Raw genomic sequence first — 15159 nt, forward strand, 5'->3', positions numbered from 1 at the left:
GCGCCGGCAGTCAGCGCGCCGGCCAGGCCCAGTGCGGGATCTCGCTCATGTCGAGGTTGGCGATGCGGGTTTCGCCGAAGCGCTTCTCGAGCACCACCGATTGCAGGTCGTCGCTGTCTTCGAGCGCGGCAATCAGCCGCAGGGCATGCGACACGACGATGATCTGCGACTCGCGCGCGGCCTGCGCGATCAGCCGCCCGAGCGCGGGCAACAGGTCGGGGTGCAGGCTGGTCTCGGGCTCGTTCAGCACCAGCAGCGCCGGCGGCCGAGGCGTGAGCAGCGCGGCAATCCAGAGCAGGTAGCGCAAGGTGCCGTCCGAAAGCTCCGCCGCCGTCAGCGGCCGCAGCAGGCCGTGCTGGTGCATCAGCGTTTCGAAGCGGTCTTCGTTCACCCGCACCTGGATGCGAGCACCGGGAAACGCATCGTCCACGGCGCGGTCGAGCGCACTGCTGTCGCCGATCTCGCGAATGGTCTGCAGCGCGGCGGCCAGGTCGGCGCCATCGTTGGCGAGCACCGGTGTGTAGGTGCCGATCTGCGGCTGGCGCGCGGGCGCGTCGGCGTCGGAGCGAAAGTGGTCGTAGAAGCGCCAGGAGCGCATCTGCTCGCGCAGCGCGAGCATCTCGGGCGCGGCATGCGGATCGGCGTACTCGGTCATCATGCTGGCGAACTGGGCAATGGGCCGGCCCACGGGCTCCCAGCTTCCCGTGCGCTCGCCGCGCAGCCGCAGCGAGGCGTCCTTGCGGTCGACCAGTTGCGTGGCTGGCCGCAGCACCGGGCCGCTCCAGATCGCCTCGCGCTTGATTTCGGGATCGCGTGAAAAAGCCGTCGGCGGAACGGGCGGCGGCAGGCCGATGTCGATGGCGTAGCCAAAGTCGTCCATTTCGACGCCAGAGAACCCGAGCCGCAGGTTCACGGGCTCGCTGCGCACGGTGCCCTGCACCGGGACGTCTCCGCGCAGCATGGCGGCCGAAATACGCTCGGGCCCGGCCCACAGCGTTGAAGACAGCCCGCCTTCGCGCACCAGCGAACGGATCACGCCGCCGTTGGCAATGTCGGCCAGGAGCCTCATCGCGCGGTACACGCTGGATTTGCCGCTGCCGTTGGGCCCGGTCACCACCGTGAGCCGGCCGAGCGGCACCGTCAGCTGGCGCAGCGACCGGTAGTTGGCAATGGCAAGCGCGGAGAGCACGCCGCGCTACGCAAGAGGCCTCAGACGCCGGCGAGTTCGTCCGCGCGGGCTTGCGCGGCGGCGAAATCGAGGTCGCCCGAGTAGATGGCGCGGCCGCAGATCACGCCTTCGACGCCTTCGGACTCGACCGCGCAAAGCTGGTCGATGTCGGCCATGTTCGACAGGCCGCCCGAGGCGATCACCGGAATGGTCAGCGCCTGCGCGAGCTTTACGGTCGCATCGATGTTGATGCCCGAGAGCATGCCGTCGCGGCCGATGTCGGTGTAGATGATCGATTCGACGCCGTAGTCCTCGAACTTCTTGCCCAGGTCGGCCACCTCGTGGCCCGTGAGCTTGCTCCAGCCGTCGGTGGCAACCTTGCCGTCCTTGGCGTCGAGCCCCACGATGATGTGGCCGCCGAAGGCCACGCAGGCGTCCTTCAGGAAGCCGGGGTTCTTGACCGCGGCGGTGCCGATGATCACGTAGCGCAGGCCGTCGTCGATGTAGCGCTCGATGGTGTCCAGGTCGCGGATGCCGCCGCCCAGCTGCACCGGAATGTCGTCGCCCACTTCGCGCAGGATCGCCTTGATGGCCGCGTGGTTCTGCGGCTTTCCGGCGAAGGCGCCATTCAGATCGACCAGGTGCAGCCGCCGCGCGCCGGCCTCGACCCACTTGCGGGCCATGGCGGCCGGGTCTTCGCTGAAGATGGTGGACTGGTCCATGTCGCCCTGTTTGAGGCGAACGCAGTGGCCGTCTTTGAGATCAATGGCGGGAATGAGGAGCATGGAAGTGACGCGAGTGTGCGGAATCCAGGCTGAGGAAGGTTCGGCCCGGTCGGAAATATAAGGTCAGGGATTCCAGTGGAGGAAGTTTCGGTAGAGCTGCAACCCGTGGTCCGCACTCTTCTCCGGGTGGAACTGGGTGGCAAAAATGTTATCGCGTGCGATGGCCGCGGTAAAGCATGCCCCGTAATCCGCCTCGCCTACGCTGTGCCGCGCGTCCGCCGGCCGTGCGTAGAAGCTATGCACGAAGTAGAAGTAGCTCTGGTCGGGAATGCCCGCCCACACGGCGTGCGGCTGGGCCTGGCGCACCTGGTTCCAGCCCATCTGGGGCACCTTGAAGCGGCTGCCGTCGGGCTGCAGCCTGCCAGCCAGGTCGAACTTGACGACCTCGCCGGGAATCAGGTTCAAGCCGTCGGTCGGCCCCTCGTCGCTGCGCGACAGCAGCATTTGCATGCCCACGCACACGCCGAAAAGCGGCTTGTTTGCCGCAGCTTCGAGCACCGACTCCTGCAGGCCGGAATCGCGCAGTTCGCGCATGCAGTCGGGCATGGCGCCCTGCCCCGGCAGCACCACGCGGGTGGCCTTGCGCACCACCTCGGGGTCGGATGTGACGAAAACCTCGACACCCACCTGGTCAGCCGCATGCCGCACGGCTTGGGACACCGAATGCAGGTTGCCCATGCCGTAGTCGACGACCGCGACGGTATTTGCTACAGATTTCATAGCTGTTCGCTGGAGATTTTCAGAGCGAACCCTTGGTCGAGGGAATGACGCCCACGGAGCGCGGATCGAGCTCCAACGCGCCGCGCATTGCGCGTGCAAAGGCCTTGAACACCGTCTCGCACTGGTGGTGCGCGTTCACGCCCTTCAGGTTGTCGATGTGCAACGTGACGAACGCGTGATTGACGAAGCCCTGGAAGAACTCGTAGGTCAGCTGGCTGTCGAAAGTGCCGATCATGCCGCTGGTAAACGGCACGTGCATCACCAGCCCCGGGCGGCCCGAAAAGTCGATGACCACGCGGCTCAGCGCTTCATCCAGGGGCACATAGGCATGCCCGTAGCGGCGAATGCCCTTCTTGTCGCCCACGGCCTTGGCGACCGCCTGGCCGAGGGTAATGCCGACGTCTTCCACGGTGTGGTGGCCGTCGATGTGCAGGTCGCCCTGGCAGTCGATGTCGAGGTCGATCAGGCCGTGGCGGGCGATCTGGTCGAGCATGTGGTCGAAAAAGCCGATGCCGGTGGAAAGCTTGGCCTTGCCCGTGCCGTCGAGGTTGACGCTGACGGTGATCTTGGTTTCGGCGGTGTTGCGGGTGACCGATGCGGTGCGCGCGGCGGTGCCCGTGTCGGCTGTTTGGGGGGTGGTCATAGTGAGGCTTCGAGTGCCGCGAGCATCCGCGCATTCTCGTCGGACGTTCCGACGGTGAGGCGCAGGCAATTTGCGAGCAGTTCGTGCATTTTAGAAACGTTCTTCACCAGAATCCCGTGTGCCTTCATGCCCTCGAAGGTCTTGGCGGCATCGGGCACCCGCACGAGGATCATGTTGGCGTCGCTCGGCCACACCTTCACGCCCACGAGCCGGCCCAGCCCCATCATGAGGCGATGGCGCTCCTCGCGGATTTGCCAGGCCTGGGCCTCGAACACTTCGGCATGCTCGAGCGCGAAGAGCGCGCATTCGCAATTGAGCACGCTGATGTTGTAGGGCGGGCGCACCTTGTCGATCTGCGCGATCAGTTCGGCCGGCCCCATGAGATAGCCGAGGCGGATGCCCGCCAGGCCGAACTTGCTGAGCGTGCGCATCAGCAGCACATGGTAGTGCCGTGCGATGCGGTCGATATAGCTCCTGGCGGCAAAGGGCTGGTAAGCCTCGTCGATCACCACCAGGCCGCCCTGCGCGCCCTGAGCCTCGACGATCTTCTCGATGACGGCATCGTCCCAGAGGTTGGCCGTGGGGTTGTTCGGATAGGCCAGGTACACGATGGCCGGCTTCTCGCGCGCGATGGCAGCGAGCATTGCCGCCTCGTCGAGTTCGAAATCGGCCGTGAGCGGAACGCCGGCGAAGCGCAGGCCCTGCAACTGGGCGCTCATGGCGTACATCACGAAGCCGGGCACGGGAGCAAGCAACGTGGCGCCCGGCACATCGCAGGCAATGGCCAGGAGCGAAATCAGCTCGTCGGAGCCGTTGCCCAGCATCAGCGCAAAGCCTTCGGGCATGCGTGCATGCGCGGCCAGAGCGCGCTGCAGGTCGCCGCCCCGCTCGCCAGGGTAGCGGTTGAGCGCCAGCGCGCCCAGCCGCTTGCCGAGCTCGGCCTGCAATGCGGGCGGCAGGCCGAACGGGTTCTCCATGGCGTCGAGCTTGACGAAGCCGCGCGCGTCCTGCACCGCATAGGCGTGCATGGACTGCACGTCGGAGCGGATGCGGTCGATCGGGCGGGCGGTAGGGGAAGTGGTCATCGGGTGCAGCGGTAGCTGTTCTTGAGGGCGCCGGACATCACCAGTTGCACGGGCATGTCGGCTTCATAGCTGTCGGCGTTGCGGGTCAGCTCGGTTTGATAAAGAGAGCGAGCCATCGACGGCTCGAGGCGGTGGCCTTCAACGCAGAAGATGGGTTTTTGCCCGTTGCGCTGCGATGCCTCGACGCCTTCGCGCAGGCCTTCGAGCACGCCGACGAGGTAATAGCTCGCGTAGGCCTTGCCGTCCTTCTCGTTGGCTTCCAGCGTGCGCAGTTCGCGGATGCTCATGGCCTGCGCACCGGCGGCGGCTGCCAGCGCGAGCAACAGCACCAGAAGGCGCGGCAGCAGCGGCACGACGGCAGGCCTCATGGCATCACTTGCGGTAGCGCGGCGGCGGCGCGTACGCGTCGTCGGCCGGGAAGGCGTTCGGCTGGACTGGCGCGGCATTGCGGCGCGGGCGGCGCGATGCCTCCGGCAGCTCCAATTCGAACAGCGCAGCGCCGATCACGCCGATGTTGCGCACGTCGCCGGCCTCGGTGTTTGCCGCATAGGCGCGGCCCGGGGCGGCAAAACGGAAGGCCGCTACCTCACTCTGGCTCTTGCGGAAGCCCTCGATGTCGAGGACCTGCTGCGGGCCCAGCACATAGCCGCCGTTGCGCAGGCTGCCGGGCTTGCCGTTCAGCACGTCGAGGCCGTCGACGGTGGCGATCACTTCGTAGGCTCGGTCGCTCAGGTTGCGAAAACGCAGCGTGTAGCGCGCGCCTTCGATGCCGGCGAGGCGGAACATGTCGCTGCTGCTGCGGCGTGCACGCTGCATCGGCAGCGGGCGGCCATTCTCATCAAGCACCGACCATTCGACATCGCCTTGGGCCAGTTGCAGGTTGAGCCGGCGCTCGGGGTTGTTGCCGGCTTCGCGCCGCACGGTGGATGCCTCGTTGTAGCCGAGCAAGGCCACTTCGTCAGGCTGCGCCGACAGCCGCTTCGCATTGACCGTGCGGGTCTTCGATTCGATGCCCTCGCCCCACTGCGTGCCGAGCTGTGCGGGTGCGGCAGCGGCGGCGCTGGGAGTTGCGGACAAGGCGGCCGACTCGTTGCGCGGCGCCTGCGGGATCTGGCTGCAGGCAACGAGCAAGCCCGCGCCTGCTACGAGGCCGGCTGCAAATCTGAAAAAACGCGACCTGTGAAGACGATGAATCATCTGGCTTGCTCCTCCCGAGCGGTTTTCTATTTGTGAAACTTCAGATCTTGCGCAGGCGCATCCGCGCCGCTTCGGCGTGCGCTTGCAGGCCTTCGCCTTCGGCCAGCGTCACCGCAATGGGGCCGAGCACCTGGGCACCGGCTTCGCTCACTGCGATGAGGCTCGAACGCTTCTGGAAATCGTAGACGCCGAGCGGGCTCGAAAAGCGCGCCGTGCCGCTGGTCGGCAGCACGTGGTTCGGGCCGGCGCAGTAGTCGCCGAGGCTTTCGCTGGTGAACGCGCCAAGGAAGATCGCACCCGCGTGGCGCAGCAGCGGCTCCCAGCGGTTCGGCTCGCTGCTGCTGACTTCCAGGTGTTCGGGCGCAATGCGGTTGCTGATCTCGCAGGCCTCTTCCATGCTCTTCGTGTGGATGAGGGCGCCGCGGCCGTTGAGCGAGGCCGCGATGATTTCCGCGCGCGGCATGGCGGGCAGCAGACGGTCGATCTCGGCCTGCACGCGGTCGATATACGCCGCATCGGGGCACAGCAAGATGCTCTGCGCCAGCTCGTCATGTTCGGCTTGGCTGAACAGGTCCATGGCCACCCAGTCGGGCGGCGTGGTGCCATCGGCCAGGACAAGAATTTCGCTCGGGCCCGCGATCATGTCGATGCCCACGGTGCCGAACACACGGCGCTTGGCGGCCGCGACGTAGGCGTTCCCGGGGCCGGTGATCTTGTCGACCGCGGGAATCGTCGCGGTGCCGTAGGCCAACGCAGCCACGGCTTGCGCGCCGCCGATGGTGAAGCCGCGCGTCACGCCGGCCACGTAGGCTGCGGCAAGCACGAGCGGGTTCTTCTCGCCACGCGGTGTCGGAACCACCATGATGATTTCGGCCACGCCGGCCACATGCGCCGGAATCGCGTTCATCAGCACGCTCGACGGATAGGCCGCCTTGCCGCCCGGCACGTAGATGCCGACGCGATCGAGCGGCGTGACCTTCTGGCCGAGCAGCGTGCCGTCGGCATCGCGGTAGCTCCAGCTTTCGCCGCTCGCCTTCTTCTGGGCCTCGTGGTAGCTGCGCACGCGGCGCGCAGCGGCTTCTAGCGCGTCGCGCTGCGCGGCGGGCAGCGATTCGAAGGCGGCCTTCAGTTCAGCCTGCGTCAGCTCCAGTTCGGGCAGCGTCTTGGCACCGAGCTTGTCGAAGCGGTTGGTGTACTCCAGCACCGCATCGTCGCCCCGCTTCTGCACGTCGGCCAGGATGTCGGCCACCACCTTCTCGATGGCTGCGTCCGCGTCGGCAGACCAATGCAGCCGCGCCTTGAATTCAGCATCGAAGCTGGCCGAAGTCGTGGAGAGACGGGCGGGGGCTGCTTTCAGTGTCATGAGGCTGGGGGATGAAACTTGTCAGGGCGTGGCTGCCGCCGGAATGGCGGAAGCAAAGGCGTCGATGATGCGGCGGATCGGTTCGCGCTTGAGCTTGAGCGCGGCCTGGTTGACCACGAGGCGCGCGCTGATGTCCATGATGCGCTCGACCTCGACCAGGTGATTGGCCCGCAGCGTGTTGCCGGTCGAGACCAGGTCGACGATGGCGTCGGCCAGGCCCGTGAGCGGCGCGAGTTCCATGCTGCCGTAGAGCTTGATCAGATCGACGTGCACGCCCTTGCTGGCGAAGAAGTCGCGCGCCAGGCCCACGTATTTGGTGGCCACGCGCAGGCGCGAGCCCTGCTTCACCGCGGATGCGTAGTCGTAGTCGGCCCGCACGGCCACGCTGAGGCGGCAGGCCGCAATCCGCAGGTCGAGCGGCTGGTAGAGGCCCTGGTTGCCGTGCTCCAGCAGCACGTCGGAGCCGGTCACGCCCAGGTCGGCGCCGCCGTACTGCACGTAGGTGGGCACGTCGGAGGCGCGCACCAGCACCACGCGCACGTCGGGCCGCGTGGTCGCAAGAATCAGCTTGCGCGATTTTTCGGGGTCTTCGGTCACCTCGATGCCGGCGGCGGCCAGCAGGGGCATCGTCTCTTCGAAGATGCGGCCTTTGGACAGAGCAAGCGTGATCACGATTGCGACTCCTGTGATGCAAGCGTGATCACGATTGCGACTCCTGTGATTCGAGCGTGATCATGCGGCGGCTCCCGCCACGCGCTCGATGTCGGCCCCGATGCCGCGCAGCTTGGCCTCCATGCGGTCGTAGCCGCGGTCCAGGTGGTAGATGCGGTCGACCAGTGTCTCGCCGTCGGCCACCAGGCCGGCAATGACCAGGCTGGCCGAGGCGCGCAGGTCGGTGGCCATCACGGTGGCACCCGAAAGTTGCGGCACGCCCTCGACCATGGCGACCTTGCCCTCGACGTGGATCGTCGCGCCCAGGCGCACCATCTCGTTCACGTGCATGAAGCGGTTCTCGAAGATGGTCTCGGTGACCATCGAGGCGCCGCGCGCGATCACGTTCAGGGCCATGAACTGGGCCTGCATGTCCGTCGGGAAGCCGGGGTATTCGGTGGTGCTGAAGCTCTGCGCCTTGAGGTGTTCGCTGGCCGGGGCCTTGGAGCTGATGCGCACGCCGCCCTCTTCCGGCGAAATCGTGCAGCCGGCGTCGCGCAGCTTGTCGATCACCGCGTCCATATGGTCGGCGCGGGCGTGGCGCAAAAACACGTCGCCGCCCGTGGCCGCAACGGCGCACAGGAAAGTGCCGGCCTCGATGCGGTCGGCCACCACCGCGTGTTCGCAGCCGTGCAGCTTTTCAACGCCCTGGATGCGGATGTGGCTGGTGCCGTGGCCCTGGATCTTGGCGCCCATGCGGATCAGCATTTCGGCCAGATCGACGATCTCGGGCTCCTGGGCGGCGTTTTCGAGCAGCGTTTCGCCCTCGGCCAGCGCAGCGGCCATGAGGAAGTTCTCGGTGCCGGTGACCGTGACCATGTCCGTGAGGATGCGCGCGCCCTTCAGGCGGGTGCGCCCGGCCGGCAGGCTGGCGATCATGTAGCCGTGCTCCACCACGATGTCGGCGCCCATGGCCTGCAGGCCCTTGATGTGCTGGTCGACGGGCCGCGAACCGATGGCGCAGCCGCCCGGCAGCGACACCTTGGCACGGCCGAAGCGCGCGAGCAGCGGGCCCAGCGCCAGCACCGAGGCTCGCATGGTCTTCACCAGTTCGTAGGGAGCCTCGGGGTTGGCGAGGTCACCCGCGTTGAGCTGCACCGTGCCGTTGTCGTCGCGATCGGCCACCACGCCCATGTTGCGCACCAGCTTGAGCATGGTCGACACGTCCTGCAGGCGCGGCACGTTGTGCAGCGTCACGGGCTGGTCGGTCAGCAGCGCGGCGCAAAGCTCCGGCAAGGCTGCGTTCTTGGCGCCGGAAATGAGTACCTCGCCGCGAAGCTGGCGCCCGCCGCGAATCAGAAGTTTGTCCATCGAATTTCCAGCGAAATCAGGCCCCGCAGGGCCGGAGAGTTATTTTTCCAACGCCGCCCATTCGGCCGGCGTATAGGTCTTCATGGAGAGCGCATGCACCTCGTCAGTGTGCATTTTCGCACCGAGGGTGGCGTAGACCCGCTGATGCCGCTGAATGGCGCGTTTGCCCTCGAACTCGGCCGAGACGATGGTGGCGTACCAGTGGCGGCCGTCGCCTTCGAGCGTGATGTGCTCGCAAGGGAGATGGGACTGGATCAGGGCCTGGAGTTGTTCGGCGGTCATGGGGTTCTGGAAAAAGGCGGTCAGCCTCGGATTTTGTAGCCGATTCGCAGGAGATGGACGGCAATGGCGCTCACTACCAGCCAGGCGCCGCCGACGATGCCCAGGCTGAGCCAGGGGGAGGCGTCGCTGACTCCGAAGAAGCCGTAGCGGAAGCCGTCGATCATGTAGAAAAACGGGTTGAGGTGGCTCACCGACTGCCAGAACGGCGGCAGCGAGCCGATCGAATAGAACACGCCCGAAAGAAATGTCATGGGCATGATCAGGAAGTTCTGGAACACGGCCATCTGGTCGAACTTCTCGGCCCAGAGCCCGGCAATGAGCCCCAGCGTGCCCAGCATTGCGGAGCCCAGCAGCGCGAACACCACAATCCAGAGCGGTGCAACGAAGCTCGGCATGGCGAAGAACATGGTCACCGCAAACACGCCGAGGCCCACCGCCAGCCCGCGGATCACCGACGAGCCCACGTAGGCGAAGAACCAGCCCCAGTGCGAGAGCGGCGTGAGCAGCACGAAGACCAGGTTGCCCATGATCTTGCTCTGGATGATCGAAGACGAGCTGTTGGCAAAAGCGTTCTGCAGCACGCTCATCATCACCAAGCCCGGCACCAGAAAGGCGGTGTAGCCGACGGAGCCGTAGACCTTCACGTGGTCTTCGAGCACATGGCCGAACACCATCAGGTAGAGCAGCGCGGTGAGCACCGGCGCGCCGACCGTCTGGAAGCCGACCTTCCAGAAGCGCAGCGTTTCCTTGTAGAGAAGCGCGCGCCAACCTGTCACGGCCATCATCGCGACACCTCCAGCGGCGTTTGCTCGCCCGCCATCAGGTCGATGAACACATCTTCAAGGTCGGCCTTGCGCATTTCCACGTCTTCCACCACGACGCCGGCTTCGCGGATTGCGGCCAGCAATTGTTCGACTTCATGCGCGTTCTGCGCTGGCAACTGCACGATGCGCCCGGTGATGCGCGCGTGCTGGGCAATGGCCCAGGGCAGCATGGCATCGGTCTTGAACCGCAGCACGTTGCTGGCGGCCGACTTCAGGAGTTCGCTGGTGCGGTCGAGCGCAATCACGCGGCCCAGCTTGAGCATGGCGATGCGGCTGCACAGCGCCTCGGCTTCCTCGAGGTAGTGCGTGGTGAGCAGCACGGTGCTGCCCTGCTTGTTGAGCCTGGCGACGAACTGCCAGAGCGTCTGGCGCAGTTCCACGTCGACCCCGGCGGTGGGCTCGTCGAGCACGATCACAGGCGGCTTGTGCACCAGCGCTTGCGCCACCAGCACCCGGCGCTTCATGCCGCCCGAAAGCTGTCGCATGTTGGCCGTGGCCTTGTCGGCCAGGCCGAGGCTTTGCAGCAATTCGTCGATCCACGGTTCGTTGTTCTTGATGCCGAAGTAGCCCGACTGGATGCGCAGCGATTCCCGCACATTGAAGAAGGGGTCGAACACCAGCTCCTGCGGCACGATGCCAAGCTGGCGGCGGGCCTCGGCGTAGTCGCGCTGCACGTCGAAGCCATGCACGCTGATGGCTCCGGCGGTGGGGCGAGACAAGCCGGCCAGCATGCTGATGAGCGTGGTCTTGCCTGCGCCGTTGGGGCCGAGCAAGCCGAAGAACTCGCCCGGCTCGATCTGGAAGCTGACCTCGTCGACGGCGCGCAGCCCTTGTTTGCCTTGGGCCCGTTGCTGTCTGGAGGGGGGATAGGTCTTGGAGACCGATTGGAATGAGATCGCGGGCATGGGAGCCGGCGATTTTACGGGCGCGCCCCGCAAGCTGCTGCGCCGCGGCCAGATGCCCTGACGCGGCCGCCGCCCGGCTGCCCGGCGCTCAGGGCGCCGCCGGCAAAAGGCCTGCGATGCCGTACAGGGCGGCCAGTTCGCGCAGCCGAGGCGAAAGACCCTTCACGGCAAAGCCGCGGCCGAGCGCACTCGATTCGCGGCGGCACTCCAGCAGCACGGCCAGCGCCGACGAATCGAATTGCGTCAGCGCGCTGGCGTCGACCACGGTGGAAGTGTCGGTCTGCCCCGCCAGCCCCTGCTGCAGCATGCGCATGCAGGCGGGGGCCTCGTCGTGGGTGAGTTTGGTCGGCAGCACCAGCATGGCGTCAGCTCTTGCCGCTGTTGCCCTTGTTGCGCGCGGCCAGCGCTGCAATCAGGCCATCGATGCCGCGGGCGTTGATTTCCTGCGAGAACTGCGTGCGGTAGGTGTCGACCAGCCAGACGCCCAGCACATTGAGGTTGTAGACCTTCCAGCCGCCGCCCTGGCCGGGCGTTTTCTCGAGGCGGTAGTCGAGCTGCACCGGGTCGCCGCGGCCCTTGACCTCGGTGCGCACCAGCACTTCGGTGTCGTCGGGCGAACCGCGGAACGGACGGACCGTGACGGTCTGGTCGCTCACCTGGTCGAGCGCGCCGGCGTAAGTACGCACCAGCAAGGTCTTGAATTCTTCCTGCAGGCGCTTTTGCTGCTCGGGCGTGGCCTGGCGCCATGCCGGGCCCACGGCGGAGGCCGTCATGCGCTGGAAATTGACGTTGGGCATGATCTTGCTGTCGACCAGCAGCATGATCTTGCTGATGTCGCCTGCCTTGATGGAGGTGTCGGCCTTGATGGTTTCGAGCACATCGGTCGACAGCCGCTTGACCAGCGCATCGGGCGCTTCGTCGGCGGCATGCGCGGGGCGCACAAAAGCAGCGGCAGCGCCAAAAAGCAGTGCGCTCGCGAGCACCAGGCGGCCAAGGCTGCGTCGTTGCAAGATATTGTTGTTCATGTCAATTCCCTCAAGTTTTGAAAATCCAGAAGGCGTGCACTAAATAAAGGCGCGCCTCCTGGAAAGAACGTGTTCGACGGGTCTGGAGCCGACCGGGTTCCCTGAAGCGCAGGTGAAGCCTTGAAACCGGATGCAAGCAGAAAACGCCTCATCCGACGGTGAACAGCTCCCTTTGTGCCCGTTCCCGGTTCTTACTTTCCGCCTTCGTCGTCCGGCGGATTGCCGTCGTAGACGTCGTTGCGGCGGTGCTGCAGGAAGGCGTCGCGCGTGAAGGTGTACTTGTCGAGCGCTGCGTCATCGAGCAGTCGGCCGGCGCGCAGGTACTTGGCCCGGGTGTCGACAACTTCCAGCACCGAGAGCGAATTGCGCCACGCAACGTCGTTCATGTTGGAGAGCACGCTTCCGGCCCGGTCCACCGGCAGGGCTGCCGTGTCGCGCAGGGTCGAAGGGCCGAGCAGCGGCAGCACGACGTACGGGCCTGCGCCCACGCCCCAGCGGCCGAGCGTCTGGCCGAAGTCTTCTTCGTGGCGGTCGATGCCGGCTTCGGTGGCAATGTCCAGCAGGCCGCCGAGCCCGAAGAAAGTGTTGACGTTGACCCGCATGAAGGTTTCGGCGCTGTTCTGCAGCTTGAGCTGGGCCACGCTGTTGGCAAAGCTCCAGACGTCGCCCAGGTTGCCGAAGAAATTGCTCACGCCGGTGCGCACCATCGAGGGCAGCACGCGCTGGTAGGCCGTGGCCACGGGCACCAGCACTGCTTCGTCGACCTTGTCGTTGAAGCTGGTAACGCCGCGATTGAAGGGCTCGAAGGGGTCGGCCGGATTGGCCCGCGGGCCGCTCGCGCAGCCTGCAAGCACCGCAAAAACGGTTGCCACGCCCACCCATCGTGCGTAGTTCGCTACGTTATTCATAGCGCTTGAGGAAAAAAGGCTTGTTTTCATTTCTTGTTGGCTGTTCCCGGCGTCGAAGTATTTCCTTCGGCCGCCTTGCTGTAGAGGAACTGGCTGATCAGGTTTTCCAGCACCACGGCCGATTGGGTCGAGGTAATGGTGTCGCCGGCTTGCAGGTTCTTCTCCTCGGCACCCGCTTCGATTCCGATGTACTGCTCGCCGAGCAGGCCACTGGTCAGGATCTTGAGCGAGCTGTCCTTGGGAAAACTGTAACGGTTTTGCAATGCCAGCGTCACGCTGGCCTGAAAGGACTTGTCGTCGAAGGAGATGGATTCCACACGGCCGACCACCACGCCCGCGCTCTTGACCGCGGTTTGCGGCTTGAGGCCGCCAATGTTGTCGAAACGCGCGGTGACGTTGTACGTCTTCTGGAAATTCAGGCTCAGCAGGTTGGCCGATTGCAGCGCGAGGAACAGAAGCGCCGCGCCGCCGATCAGGACGAACAGGCCGACCCAAATGTCGTTAGTGGAACGTTGCATGGTTTGCACTCTCTAGAACGATTGGAGCCGAGGCTCCTTCAAATACTGAACATCATGGCGGTCAACAGGAAGTCGAGGCCGAGCACCGACAGCGACGCCATGACCACCGTGCGCGTGGTCGCGCGCGAGACGCCTTCGGGCGTGGGCTGGGCTTCGTAGCCCTGCAGCAGCGCAATGAAGGTCACGGTAAAGCCGAAGACGATGCTCTTGATCACGCCGTTGCCCACGTCGCGCCAGACATCGACGCCGCCCTGCATCTGGCCCCAGAACGCACCGGGGTCGACGCCCAGCATCAGCACGCCCACCACGTAGCCGCCCATGATGCCGACCGCGCTGAACACGGCCGCCAGCAGCGGCATGGTGATGACGCCGGCCCAGAAACGCGGGGCCAGAATGCGCCGCACGGGGTCGACCGCCATCATTTCCATGGCACTGAGCTGTTCGCCGGCCTTCATGAGGCCGATTTCCGCAGTCAGCGAGGTACCGGCACGCCCGGTGAAAAGCAATGCCGCCACCACGGGGCCGAGCTCGCGCACCAGGCTCAAGGCAACCAGCAGGCCGAGCGCCTCGGAAGAACCGTAGCGCTGCAGCGCGTAGTACATCTGCAGGCCAAGCACAAAGCCCACGAAAAGGCCGGACACCGCAATGATGGCGAGCGAGTAGTTGCCCAGGAAGTGAATCTGGTCGCGCACCAAGCTGAAGCGCCGCAGGCTTTGCGCGCCTTGGAACGCCAAGCGCACGAACAGCTTGGCGCCATAGCCCATATCGGCGAGCTTGCTGCGCACGGCAAAGCCCACGTCCGCCGGCTTCCACCAGGTCATGCGCGTCCCCCTTCATTGCCGAAATCTGCTTCGATTCCAACTCCAGGGTAATGAAAATGCACCGGCCCGTCGGGCAGCGCATTGACGAACTGGTGAACCAGCGGATCGGCGCTTTGCCGCACTTCGTCGGGCGTGCCCTGCGCGGCGATCGCGCCGTTGGCCAGGATGATCACATGGTCGGCAATTCGGAATGTTTCTTCGAGATCGTGCGACACAACGATGCTGGTCAACCCCAGCGTGTCGTTGAGCTGGCGGATCAGCCGCGCCGCCGTGCCGAGAGAAATCGGGTCCAGGCCGGCAAAAGGCTCGTCATACATCACGAGGTCGGGGTCGAGCGCAATGGCACGCGCCAATGCCACGCGCCGCGCCATGCCGCCGGACACTTCGCTTGGCATGAGGTCGCGCGCGCCGCGCAGGCCCACTGCGTCGAGCTTCATGAGGACGATGTCGCGCACCAGCGCTTCCGATAGCTGCGTGTGTTCGCGCAATGGAAAAGCCACGTTGTCGAACACGCTCATGTCGGTGAACAAGGCACCGAACTGAAAGAGCATGCCCATGCGGCGCCGTGCCTTATAGAGGGCTGCGGCATCGAATTTGCCGACGTCCTGGCCGTCGAACAGCACCTCGCCGCGCTGCGCCCGCTGCTGTCCGCCGACGAGCCGCAGCACAGTGGTCTTGCCGCCGCCGGAGGCTCCCATGAGCGCGGTGACCTTGCCGCGCGGGACGGAAAAGGACACACCGTCGAGAATCGCACGTGCGCCATAGCCGAACGTAACGTCGCGGAACTCTACAAAGGGGTGTGGCTGTGCGGCTGGGTCCATCTCAATAAAAAAGCCGGGCGCCTTGACAGGCATCCCGGCATGCGGTTTCCGCAAATGATAGCGGGGCCGTGA

The 15159-nt window shown here is 65.7% G+C and carries 19 protein-coding genes; all 19 read right to left on the reverse strand.

Translation table 11 applies throughout. The annotated features are described in order from the left end of the window. Nucleotides 1-10: 10 nt before the first annotated feature. Nucleotides 11-1189, reverse strand: coding sequence for an AAA family ATPase (locus V9L21_RS00350; RefSeq protein WP_337308251.1), 1179 nt, complete (start codon nt 1187-1189; stop codon nt 11-13). A 20-nt stretch (nt 1190-1209) separates the two neighbouring features. After that, a complete protein-coding gene (hisA, locus tag V9L21_RS00355; protein WP_126745541.1) occupies nt 1210-1953 on the reverse strand; it encodes a 1-(5-phosphoribosyl)-5-[(5-phosphoribosylamino)methylideneamino]imidazole-4-carboxamide isomerase in 744 nt (247 codons plus the stop codon). A 63-nt stretch (nt 1954-2016) separates the two neighbouring features. Then, on the reverse strand, nt 2017-2673 hold the full coding sequence (gene hisH / locus V9L21_RS00360) for an imidazole glycerol phosphate synthase subunit HisH (protein WP_337308252.1): 657 nt from the start codon (nt 2671-2673) through the stop codon (nt 2017-2019). Nucleotides 2674-2692: 19 nt separating this feature from the next. Continuing rightward, on the reverse strand, nt 2693-3316 hold the full coding sequence (gene hisB, locus V9L21_RS00365; protein WP_281149338.1) for an imidazoleglycerol-phosphate dehydratase HisB: 624 nt from the start codon (nt 3314-3316) through the stop codon (nt 2693-2695). Continuing rightward, a complete protein-coding gene (gene hisC / locus V9L21_RS00370; RefSeq protein WP_337308253.1) occupies nt 3313-4401 on the reverse strand; it encodes a histidinol-phosphate transaminase in 1089 nt (362 codons plus the stop codon). Before hisC ends, hisB begins: the two co-directional genes overlap by 4 nt. Then, the gene (locus tag V9L21_RS00375) at nt 4398-4769 is read right to left on the reverse strand and encodes a hypothetical protein (RefSeq protein ID WP_337308254.1); all 372 of its coding nucleotides are present in this window, start codon (nt 4767-4769) and stop codon (nt 4398-4400) included. Before V9L21_RS00375 ends, hisC begins: the two co-directional genes overlap by 4 nt. A 4-nt stretch (nt 4770-4773) precedes the next feature. Then, nucleotides 4774-5478: a hypothetical protein gene (locus V9L21_RS00380; RefSeq protein WP_337308255.1), complete on the reverse strand. Its 705-nt coding sequence runs from the start codon at nt 5476-5478 to the stop codon at nt 4774-4776. Between the two features lie 160 nt (nt 5479-5638). After that, complete coding sequence (gene hisD, locus V9L21_RS00385; RefSeq protein ID WP_337308256.1) at nt 5639-6961, reverse strand: histidinol dehydrogenase; 1323 nt, start codon at nt 6959-6961, stop codon at nt 5639-5641. Nucleotides 6962-6982: 21 nt separating this feature from the next. Next, nucleotides 6983-7633, reverse strand: coding sequence for an ATP phosphoribosyltransferase (hisG, locus tag V9L21_RS00390; protein ID WP_281149332.1), 651 nt, complete (start codon nt 7631-7633; stop codon nt 6983-6985). A gap of 60 nt (nt 7634-7693) precedes the next feature. Beyond that, on the reverse strand, nt 7694-8983 hold the full coding sequence (gene murA, locus V9L21_RS00395; RefSeq protein WP_337308257.1) for a UDP-N-acetylglucosamine 1-carboxyvinyltransferase: 1290 nt from the start codon (nt 8981-8983) through the stop codon (nt 7694-7696). A 39-nt stretch (nt 8984-9022) separates the two neighbouring features. Then, nucleotides 9023-9265 (reverse strand): BolA family protein, encoded by a 243-nt coding sequence (locus tag V9L21_RS00400; RefSeq protein WP_012746311.1) that lies wholly within the window; start codon nt 9263-9265, stop codon nt 9023-9025. Between the two features lie 20 nt (nt 9266-9285). After that, entirely contained in the window at nt 9286-10041 is a 756-nt protein-coding gene (locus V9L21_RS00405) for an ABC transporter permease (protein WP_337308832.1), read from the reverse strand. A gap of 5 nt (nt 10042-10046) precedes the next feature. Beyond that, nucleotides 10047-10994: an ABC transporter ATP-binding protein gene (locus tag V9L21_RS00410; RefSeq protein ID WP_157612502.1), complete on the reverse strand. Its 948-nt coding sequence runs from the start codon at nt 10992-10994 to the stop codon at nt 10047-10049. A gap of 88 nt (nt 10995-11082) precedes the next feature. After that, nucleotides 11083-11355: an STAS domain-containing protein gene (locus tag V9L21_RS00415; RefSeq protein ID WP_126745531.1), complete on the reverse strand. Its 273-nt coding sequence runs from the start codon at nt 11353-11355 to the stop codon at nt 11083-11085. Between the two features lie 4 nt (nt 11356-11359). After that, the gene (locus V9L21_RS00420) at nt 11360-12019 is read right to left on the reverse strand and encodes an MlaC/ttg2D family ABC transporter substrate-binding protein (RefSeq protein ID WP_157612499.1); all 660 of its coding nucleotides are present in this window, start codon (nt 12017-12019) and stop codon (nt 11360-11362) included. 191 nt (nt 12020-12210) lie between these two features. Then, nucleotides 12211-12927: an MlaA family lipoprotein gene (locus tag V9L21_RS00425; protein ID WP_337308258.1), complete on the reverse strand. Its 717-nt coding sequence runs from the start codon at nt 12925-12927 to the stop codon at nt 12211-12213. Nucleotides 12928-12953: 26 nt separating this feature from the next. Continuing rightward, entirely contained in the window at nt 12954-13445 is a 492-nt protein-coding gene (mlaD, locus tag V9L21_RS00430; RefSeq protein WP_281149326.1) for an outer membrane lipid asymmetry maintenance protein MlaD, read from the reverse strand. 38 nt (nt 13446-13483) lie between these two features. Then, entirely contained in the window at nt 13484-14266 is a 783-nt protein-coding gene (gene mlaE, locus V9L21_RS00435) for a lipid asymmetry maintenance ABC transporter permease subunit MlaE (protein ID WP_126745528.1), read from the reverse strand. Next, entirely contained in the window at nt 14263-15120 is an 858-nt protein-coding gene (locus V9L21_RS00440; RefSeq protein WP_337308259.1) for an ABC transporter ATP-binding protein, read from the reverse strand. The genes mlaE and V9L21_RS00440 overlap by 4 nt, the downstream gene beginning before the upstream one ends. Between the last annotated feature and the right edge of the window lie 39 nt (nt 15121-15159).

The organism is Variovorax sp. CCNWLW235 (genome assembly GCF_037204085.1).
GTDB lineage: Bacteria > Pseudomonadota > Gammaproteobacteria > Burkholderiales > Burkholderiaceae_C > Variovorax.